This window comes from Paracoccus sp. DMF (genome assembly GCF_004407025.1).
In the GTDB taxonomy this organism is placed as follows: domain Bacteria; phylum Pseudomonadota; class Alphaproteobacteria; order Rhodobacterales; family Rhodobacteraceae; genus Paracoccus; species Paracoccus aminovorans_B.
The window spans coordinates 1-8,633 of sequence record NZ_SOKV02000072.1 but is presented as its reverse complement, the minus strand read 5'-3'; the positions used below and the strand labels follow the sequence as shown (position 1 = coordinate 8,633).

Here is an 8,633-nt window from a genome sequence, read left to right as displayed (position 1 = left end):
GTCGAGATGGCCGAGCCGGATCACCGGCACTTCGGTCAGCCCCAGCATGGTCGCCGCCAGCACCCGGCCATGCCCGGCGATCAGCTCGCCATCGTCGGCGACCATGCAGGGCACGGTCCAGCCGAACTTCGCCATGCTGGCGGCGATCTTCGCCACCTGATCGGTGCCGTGGATCTTGGCGTTGCGGGCATAGGGCCGCAGCCGCTCAATCGGCCAGGATTCGATCTGGCTCGGCGTGAACACCAGGTCCATGGGGCGGGTCTCATCTGGGGCAGGGGCGGGCAAGCCGATGCGAGCCCAAGGAAGGCCAGCGTCAGGACCGGGATCCGCGATGTGGTGAAAAACGAAAGCGCCCGCGAGGGGTATCCTCCGGGCGCTATTCTTCGATGTTCAAGGGGTAGGTCAAGGAGGGCAGCTTTGTCAATTGGAAATCATGGGTGGATTCAACGGCTTCCCGGTGGGTGGCTTCCGCTGGCTGGCTTCCGGCGCGGTGGCTTCCACAAACTGGATTCCCTAGCTTCCGCAAAAGAATCCAGCGCGCCAAGGTCGTGATTCGGCAAGCCTTTGATAATGAGTCGCTTTTCCGAAGATCGCGCGGCAAGTGGATTCCGCCTGGATTCCCCGGTGAGAATCCATGTCGCTAGCGAAATGCCGCGCTGCGCCCCCCCGCATACGTTCGGCGCCGGGGAGGAACCATGCCAAGGGGGAGGCGACGCGGCTCCACTGCGATGGAATGCCAGGTCGCCCGAGCTACTGGATGAGGACCATATCTTCGATCTCGAACGGCCCAGCGCTGAAAATGCGATTGTAGGACTGATGCCACACTGCTTTCAGAAAGACCCCTTCTGCCTCCCGGAAAGACCAAAACACCTTCTTATACTCGCTGTGTTCGGATCGGATTTTGATGGCATTGCTGTCTGAATGCAAACGTCCGGTTTCACCGTCATCCTTTATCTCGACCAGTGCAATGCTGTCTCTGGTGCGCCGTCCACTGACCCCGACGACGAAATCGGGAAAGAAGCGTTTGCCGGTTGGCAGGATCAGGCGGGTGGCCCACTTCTCGTTTTCTGGGTTCCGCAGCCACCACTTGATCTTGCCCGTATCGTCGTTGTCCAGCAACTCGGCAAACGCCCGCTCGGGTCGATTGAACCGACCGATGAAGGCCCCGTAGGCTCCCTTCTTTGCCTTTGGAGCTTCCTTGGCCCCGAACTGTTCCGTGGGGATCGGCTCGTTGCTTTCGAGGCGGATGTGATGACCCTGTGCGATGCGGACGGCCTCTTTCAATGCCTGGGGCTGTCTCAGGATGGCCAAGTTGATCGTCCTGCGAATGTCGCGGCGGGTGGCGGCGATCCCATCCTTCTGGCACAGTCGGGCAAGCTCGGCCTCAACTGCTTCACGGATACGACGCGGGTCGATCCCGTCATTGAACATGAGCTGCGCCTGCGCCTGTTCAGCGATCCGGGCCGCCGACATCCTTACACTCAGATTGCGCTGGTCGGTCTGGCCCGCGTTGAAGAGGTCGTGCATCGACAGTTCGGCATTGCTGTTTATGGCCAACAACATCGAAGTCATGGGCACCATGCGGCAAAATTCCCGGGCTATCTGCGGGCAGAGGTCGCCTTCAATGTCGAAGAGGTTCGGCAGTTCTTCCCGCACCAGCGCAGTCGGAATGCCCAGATCAGTTCGCAGCAGATACTTGACCTGATGCTCTTGCGGCGCGGGCTGTGCAGGCGTCACACGCGGCGACAAGACATCGGGCAGGTTCGGAAACAGCGGAGGTATGGCCGGGGCCGAGAACCCTTCCACGGCACTCAGAGCGCTTTGCTGACGCAGGGTGGAGGCGGTGGCATAGTTCGGGTTCAACAACCCCATCGACACCTGTCGCTCAGCCCGGTCAGCCTCGGTCTCACCCGGCACGGCCTGCACGGGCGGGGGCGGCAACGGCCTTGCTCCATAGCTTTCTGCCGCCCGCGTATCGTTCCCCAGCACATTCACGTCGAGCGTATCGGTCAGAACCGCGATCCCCTCGCGCACGGCTTTCAGGTCGGCGGCGGCCTCATCCAGGCCGACCTGCAACTCGGGGTCAGACATGAAGACATAGCCCCGGTCCAGCAACGGTTCGGTCCCGTGCAGCGGGCGCACGAGCGGATGCACCCGCATGATCCGGCCCACGATCTGCAAGCCGAAATCGCGCCCGCGCGAGGGGCGCACGGAAACCAGCGTCCAGGCGCGCGGCGCGTCGAACCCGGTTGCCACGGCCAGTTTGAACACCAGGACCTCGATCTCGGGGTCATAGGCCAGCGTGTGAAACGCCGGGTCAGGCTCGCCCGAGGTGTGAACGGCAATTGCCTTCTCGGGCACCCCGATCTCGATCAGCCTTTCCTTCACCCGCGCAACCGGGTCTTCCTTGCCCTCTTGCTGATCTTCGACCTGCACAAGCATCAATGGCGTCAGGCTGATCCCCTTTTCGGCCAGCTTGTCCTTGATGAAGGAATGCTGCGACCACCCCGCTGTCAGGGTTGCCACTTCGGTGTCGATCAGCGCCCGGTCCTCTTCCTTGAACCGCAGCACCCCCACCATCAGGCCGATCTTGTTCAGCCCCGCCTTCACCACGGCATCGCGCGAAACCGTCACGCGGCTGGCCACCTTCAAACCGGCATCGCGTTCGAATTTTTCCAGCTTGGCATCGTTCGGCGTGGCCGTGGCCAGCACCGTGAAATCGGGCGACAGCACATTCAGGAAAAACTCCGCCGTCGCCGCAGCGCCCGAGCCGAAATTCAGATGCGCCTCGTCGATCACCACGCCGATGCGGAAACCGCGCTCGCGCAATTCGGCAATCATGCTGTCCACGGACAGCGACGCCTCCTTGTCGGTGCGGACCTTGCGGCTTTCCTTCTTGACCACGGCGACCGAGGCCCAGGTCTGCACGAACACATCGCCGTCACGGGCGGCGCTGGCCACGCGGTCGGCATAGACATCGCGCTGCCGCAACGCGCCACATTGGGCGGTCAGGGCGCTGCGGGTTTGTGTCACCAGCCCGGCATAAGGGGCGAACCAGAACCACACCGTCTTGGCGTTGAGCTGCCCGCGCGCGGCCTCCAAGGCCCGGCCGAGCATCAGGGTCTTGCCCGATCCGGTCGGCGCTTGCAGCAGGATCACCCCAAGTTCGCGCGAAATCCGTTCGCGGTGCTGCGGTTCGCGGTCGTGCAGGCCGGAGACAGTGCGCAAGGTCTCGGCCATCGCATCGACGGCGTTTTGCTGATACGGGGCCAGCGACAGGCGGAAATCGGCGTCATCCCTCATTGGCGGAACCTTCCGACCAGTTCGGTGCGCACCGACCGCACGTCCAGGGCATCGCCAAGGGTGGCGGTGATCTGACCCGGTGCCCAGGCATAGACAAAGGCATTCTCGCGCCGCTGCGCCACGCCGCGCAGGTGATCGAGCAGTTCGGTGCCGACCCGATCCGCGAAAATCAGGGTCTGGGTTTCCGTCTTGTGCTCTTGCCATGGCGCCTGTGTGTAGCGGGTCAACGGCAGGCGGTGCAGCGCCTCCAGGGCCGCCCAGACCTCGGCAGGATCGAGGTCTTGGTCGAGGTCTTCAAACTCGATCTCGCGGCAGCGCAGATAGGCGAAATCGGCGGCAATATCCGCGAATTTCTTGTCATCCGAGGCATTCAGGCGACGGATGCGTTCCGCCGTCACATCACGGCAGATGTTCTTGTCGGGGGCATCAGTGGTCGCCTCGGTGGACGAGACCATGATGAACCGCCGATCCCCGCCATCCTCGGCGTTCAACTCCATCACGGCTTGGGCTGTGGTCGCGGAGCCGGCGAAGAAATCTAGCACCGTGTCGAAAGGCGATACCGCCTGACGGACCATTTCTCGTATCATCGAAACGGGCTTGGCGTAGTTAAAGGCCTTCGAGCCAAAAATATCTTGAATGGATGTTGTGCCCTCTTGGTTCATCCCCGACACAATAAAGGCGTTGGGGTCAACATCTTCACTTTCGGGCACAGTCTTTGCTTCGGACAAAGGGGTGATCCAAGATGACAAAGGCTGATTTGCGTTCTTGAGCTCAGACTTGTATCTGACCCACTGTGGAATGCCGAAGCCAACACGCTTCCCAACCCAAAAATCCAAGTGTGGCATATCTCGCCAAATCTTCTTGGTATTCTTGGCAAGTGGAACATCGTTGGCGTCAATTGCGCTCAACAGTTCGTCGAGAGTTTCCCATACCGCAACTTTCTGGCCTTCGGGAAAGACGATTCGCCCGGCTTTAATCCATTTCCCGATTTGATCGCCGGAAGGCATAATTCCTTTCGTCGCTGTATCAGGAGGAAATACCCTCATGACATCTCTTATCGCTTCAAGTTCGGCATCCTTGCGGCCGCCCTTGGGAAAAGGTGCGGGCCAAACGCGCTGAGGGTTTGGCGGGTAGTAGGTGTTAGTCTTCGGATCATACATCGCGTAAAATCCATTCTCGCGCTCTGTCATGTCCTTTGGCTGACTAATGTCGCTCAGACGATACCAGTCCTTGGACTTTTCGTCCCAGAAAATATACTTCTCATAGGTCTTTTCGTGTCCTGAAAACCGGAACTGTGGCTTGGCGTAGATCAGGACATGCTCATGGTTTTCTGAAAGGAATGCGCCCTTCGTATCGTTCCCGCCTGTCCTTGTCCTCCATACAAATGACCCAACCCGCATCCCCGGCAGGGCCTCGTCCATCAGCAGTTCCAGCTTTGCCCGCTGGTCGTCGTTGATCGAAACAAGGATCACCCCATCCTCGGCCAGAAGATCACGGGCCAACGTCAGGCGGCGGAACAGGAATTCCAGCCAGGTCGAATGGAAATAGGCATCTTCGGGGTTGGCATAGTGGTCATTATAAACCCAATCCTTCGCCCCGGTGTTATAGGGCGGGTCGATATAGATGCACTTGATCTGCCCCGCCATGGTCATGCGCAGCCAGCGCAGGGCATCGTAATTGTCGCCCTCGATCACCATGTTGCGCCACGGGGCGGGCTTGTCCGACAGGTCGGGGATGATCGTCGCCGCCACAAAGTTGGCGTCCACAGCGTTGTCGGCCTCGATCTCGTCCCGCTCCCAGACCAGCCCCAGCCTCTTGGTGCGGTCCCGCTTCTTCAGCAACTCGATCAACTGCTCGCGGGGAAGATCGTCATACTTGCTCATGCACTGTCCTGTCTTCGCGGGGAGCGCGGCGCAGCGCTGCCCTGTCGTTTCTTGGCAAGCAAAGTCACGCTCCACTGCCATGTTGCCCCCGCGATACACCACCGCCGCCGCGGTCTCAACGCAGGAAACCAATGGTTCCACGCGAATGCTATTTCGGTGCGTCCGGTTTCTTGGCCGCATCAGCAGCTTTCGCGGCGTCTTTCAAAACCTGCGGCTTTGTCGCATCCATTTCTGCCTCATATCGTTCCATTTGGATTTTCATCAGCGATCCGGGCAGGTCGAAGGAAGCAAGGAACACGAACGTTGCGAGGCCGAGGAAAACGGTCTCAAGCCAGCGTCGCAGTTCAGCCTGCGTGTCGGGAACGAGGAACGTGCCCAAGGCTACGCCGAGAGTGATCAGGTAGAGGAAGAACAATAGCTTCTGGCGGAACAATTTTCGCTGAACCGTCTTCTTCATCAGTTGCAGCTCTTGCCAATTCTTCGCCTGTTTTAGCGTTGGCTCGGCTATCAGCGTAATTACAGCAATCAAAAATCCGGCAAGAATCGAGAAGATCGTGACAACTGTGTTGACCGCGTTGGTGTTGCCGGCGACCATGGGTTGAAAGAAGTAGCCGACCGCAGCGGACACGGCAACAGCGACAGCGAGTTTGCCCAGCCGCCCCCAGTCTGTCTTTGTACCTCTTAGAACAGTGCCCACGTCACGCCCCCAGCTGGCCGTTTCCCTCCAGCTCTTCCATATAGGTACGCATCGCGTCCCACGCTTGAAACACGCTGACCGAATTCGCGTGTGCTTCCAGCCTCACGGGTTTCTTGACTGATACCTCGTCGGGCTTGATGACCGCACCGTCACGCAGGTGGATCACATAGCCATCGGCCTCCTCATCCTCGGCAATCTCGCCTGCCAGGTGGTCAAGCCCTTCGCGGGCGGCAGAAAGATCGCCCTTCTTGACATTGATCGATACGGTGACGCTACCCTGTTCGGACTGCCGAAGTTGTCGAAGTTCAGCATCCCGAGCGGTCAGGCCTTGGAAGGCTTCACCGATTTGGCGTTTCGCGTTTTGCCAGAACCCGCCGCCGCCTTCTCCCTCGATTAGTTCAACCGCCGATGCTTCCGAAATATCGACCTTCATGTCGATGCTTCTGACCCCAACGCGTTCGATGATGGCCAGAGCGTTCGGGTTCCCGACGCGGATTAGCTCGAAGAATTGAGTTTCGCGTGGCATGCCGGCCTTCTTGAACAAACCGGACAGGTAGCTGCGGAGCGCACCGCCACTGCGACCGCAGCTCAGGCAAATGACATGGTTGCCCCGGATCATGGCCAGGAAATCTGCGTTCAGGAAATTTTCGCCCGCATCCGGTTGACGTTCGCCAAGGTCCACTTGTGCAGCTGGGGCCATTGGGATGGTGCCTACCCCTTGTCGATCATAGTAGCGCGCACAGTGCAGTGCGAACCCCCAGGCCCCTTCGTCGCGATCTCTCATGCCCGTGACAATGGCGCGATCCGCCCGAGGCACACCGCGCTCGAGGTGTGTTGCAAACTGCCCCCATGCTTGGCGCGTCAGTTGTTCGAGGTTCTGGCCCGGCGTGTTGAAGCGGGCGCGACGATATTCAAGAGTCTTGTTGATCTGGGGCAAGCGGGAACCTCATGGATATTTTTCACTTGCAGACATTGCGCTATCCGCTGTCTGCAGAGCAAGCTTGTCCACCACTCGAACTAAGAATGATTACCCTATCTACGGCCGCGCCTTCGGCATCGCTGTCGTCACCTCGACCTCTCGCAGCATCCCGCCCGCGATCAGCCCGTAGGCAATGGCCTGTTCGATTTCAACGGCGTTCACTGGTCGTTCCAGGGGTTGATCAGGCGAATGCCGCAGCCGTCGAAATCCTTGACGTTGCGGGTGGCGACGGGGGCGCCCATGGCGCGGGCGATGGCAGCAATCTGGCAGTCGGCCTCGGCGATGGGGCGGCCGGCGGCGCGGCGCTGGGCTGTGATGTCGGCATAGGCTTTGGCGGCAGGGCTGTCGAAGGGCAGGACGCGCGTCTGGAAATCCTGGTCGATCATGGCGTCGAGGGCCAGTTGCAGCCGGTCGCGGCGCTGGCCTTCGGGCAGGATCGCGACGCCGGTGCGCAGTTCCGCTTCGGTGACAGCCGAGATGAAAAGATCAGCCGAGTTATGCTGACCGAACCAGTCCAGCACGATCCGGGCCGGCTCAGTGCGCATCAGTTCCGAGATCACGTTGGTGTCGAGGAGGATCATTGATCACTCGAAGCCGGGTGTGGGGCGCATCGGGCCGCGCTGCACCGGGGCCAGGTCGATGCCGCCCACCGCCGCGAACCGGGCGTGAATGGCCTCGCCGAGGTTGCGCGGTGCGTTGGGCTGGCCGACAACCTGACGCAGGATGTCGCGGGCCTCTTCCTCCATCGAGCGGCCATGTTCAGCGGCGCGCACACGCAGGCGGCGCTTTATATCGTCGTCAAGGTTGCGAATCGTGATGCTGGCCATGATGCCCTCCGGTTGTAGGCCAAAGATAGGCAACGCTAGCATTGCAATCAAGATGAAACTGCCACGCTGATTGGGTCGGGTGTGACCAATCGGCAGAATGATCGCCTTGGAAAGACGGCTATTTGCGCGGTGCGACCAGCCACGGCCGAGCCTTCGGCATCGCCGCCGTCACCTCGACCTCGCGCAGCATCCCGCCCGCGATCAGCCCGTCGCGGACCCAGCCCAGCGCCTGCCACCATTCGTCATAGGCGCGCCGCGCGGCCTCGATCTGGCGCGGGTGGGGCGAGAAGGTCACCGGGCAGGCCAGAACCTCGACCGTGCGCCACTTGCCGCGGGCGAGCACGCGGGCGGTGCCGACGACGATGGTGCTGGCGCGTTCGCCATGCTGGTTGCGCTTGATCTCGACCGGCAGGCAGCGCGAAACCGCACCCGGCATCCAGTCCGGGGTGAGGCCGGCGCGGGCCAGTTCCGCCACCCGGATCGCCATGCGCTTGCCGCCCATCGCGTCGGGGAGCCCGGCGACGCAGGCGGCGATCACCTCGGCGTCCTCGTGGGTGTAGCTGCCCATCTTGTGCTGGCCGCCGTCGATCTTGCAGCCAAGGATGGCGCGCTGGATCAGGACGTATTCCAGCCCGAAGCCGAAGCCTTCCTCGGTCACGTCCTCGGGCACCGGCAGCTCCAGCTGAGCCTTCTCGACCCGAAACGCCCATTCCAGCGCCGCCTGCACGCCCAGCGCGCGTTTCGCCCTGCCGCCGCCCGTGCGGTTGATCCGTCCCTGGAAACTCATGGCTGCAATCCTTCAAGGAAATCTATCTGCGCTGGGCGGGGCGATGTGTCCGCCGGCCGCCAGATCCACGGGCCCGAGGCCATGGGCAGAAGCGAGAGCGCGCCACGCATGTGCTGCTGCCAGCGGGTGAACTCCGTTGCCGAGCAGGCGCAGAGCG

General features: G+C 61.4%; 8 protein-coding genes. All 8 read right to left on the bottom strand.

Going from position 1 to position 8,633, the window contains the following annotated elements:
- On the bottom strand, positions 1 to 252 hold a 252-nt coding region (locus E3D03_RS19405; RefSeq protein WP_263568320.1), incomplete at its 3' end, for a ParB/Srx family N-terminal domain-containing protein.
- A gap of 498 nt (positions 253 to 750) precedes the next feature.
- On the bottom strand, positions 751 to 3,303 hold the full coding sequence (locus E3D03_RS19400; protein WP_263568319.1) for a DEAD/DEAH box helicase: 2,553 nt from the start codon (positions 3,301 to 3,303) through the stop codon (positions 751 to 753).
- Positions 3,300 to 5,186: a site-specific DNA-methyltransferase gene (locus tag E3D03_RS19395; protein ID WP_263568318.1), complete on the bottom strand. Its 1,887-nt coding sequence runs from the start codon at positions 5,184 to 5,186 to the stop codon at positions 3,300 to 3,302. The genes E3D03_RS19400 and E3D03_RS19395 overlap by 4 nt, the downstream gene beginning before the upstream one ends.
- Before the next feature lie 148 nt (positions 5,187 to 5,334).
- Entirely contained in the window at positions 5,335 to 5,883 is a 549-nt protein-coding gene (locus E3D03_RS19390; protein WP_263568317.1) for a hypothetical protein, read from the bottom strand.
- Between the two features lies 1 nt (position 5,884).
- A complete protein-coding gene (locus E3D03_RS19385) occupies positions 5,885 to 6,820 on the bottom strand; it encodes a hypothetical protein (RefSeq protein WP_263568316.1) in 936 nt (311 codons plus the stop codon).
- A gap of 200 nt (positions 6,821 to 7,020) precedes the next feature.
- Positions 7,021 to 7,443 (bottom strand): type II toxin-antitoxin system VapC family toxin, encoded by a 423-nt coding sequence (locus E3D03_RS19380; protein WP_263568315.1) that lies wholly within the window; start codon positions 7,441 to 7,443, stop codon positions 7,021 to 7,023.
- 3 nt (positions 7,444 to 7,446) lie between these two features.
- The gene (locus E3D03_RS19375; protein WP_263568314.1) at positions 7,447 to 7,689 is read right to left on the bottom strand and encodes a FitA-like ribbon-helix-helix domain-containing protein; all 243 of its coding nucleotides are present in this window, start codon (positions 7,687 to 7,689) and stop codon (positions 7,447 to 7,449) included.
- A 118-nt stretch (positions 7,690 to 7,807) separates the two neighbouring features.
- Positions 7,808 to 8,476 carry a hypothetical protein gene (locus tag E3D03_RS19370; RefSeq protein ID WP_263568313.1) on the bottom strand — a complete coding sequence of 223 codons (669 nt, stop codon included), beginning with the start codon at positions 8,474 to 8,476 and terminating at the stop codon, positions 7,808 to 7,810.
- Positions 8,477 to 8,633 lie beyond the last annotated feature (157 nt).

Bases quoted from the DNA above. Each gene is read 5' to 3' on its own strand.
- E3D03_RS19380 (WP_263568315.1), bottom strand. From the start codon at position 7,443: ATGATCCTCCTCGACACCAACGTGATCTCGGAACTGATGCGCACTGAG.
- E3D03_RS19370 (WP_263568313.1), bottom strand. From the start codon at position 8,476: ATGAGTTTCCAGGGACGGATCAACCGCACGGGCGGCGGCAGGGCGAAA.
- E3D03_RS19400 (WP_263568319.1), bottom strand. From the start codon at position 3,303: ATGAGGGATGACGCCGATTTCCGCCTGTCGCTGGCCCCGTATCAGCAA.
- E3D03_RS19375 (WP_263568314.1), bottom strand. From the start codon at position 7,689: ATGGCCAGCATCACGATTCGCAACCTTGACGACGATATAAAGCGCCGC.
- E3D03_RS19395 (WP_263568318.1), bottom strand. From the start codon at position 5,186: ATGAGCAAGTATGACGATCTTCCCCGCGAGCAGTTGATCGAGTTGCTG.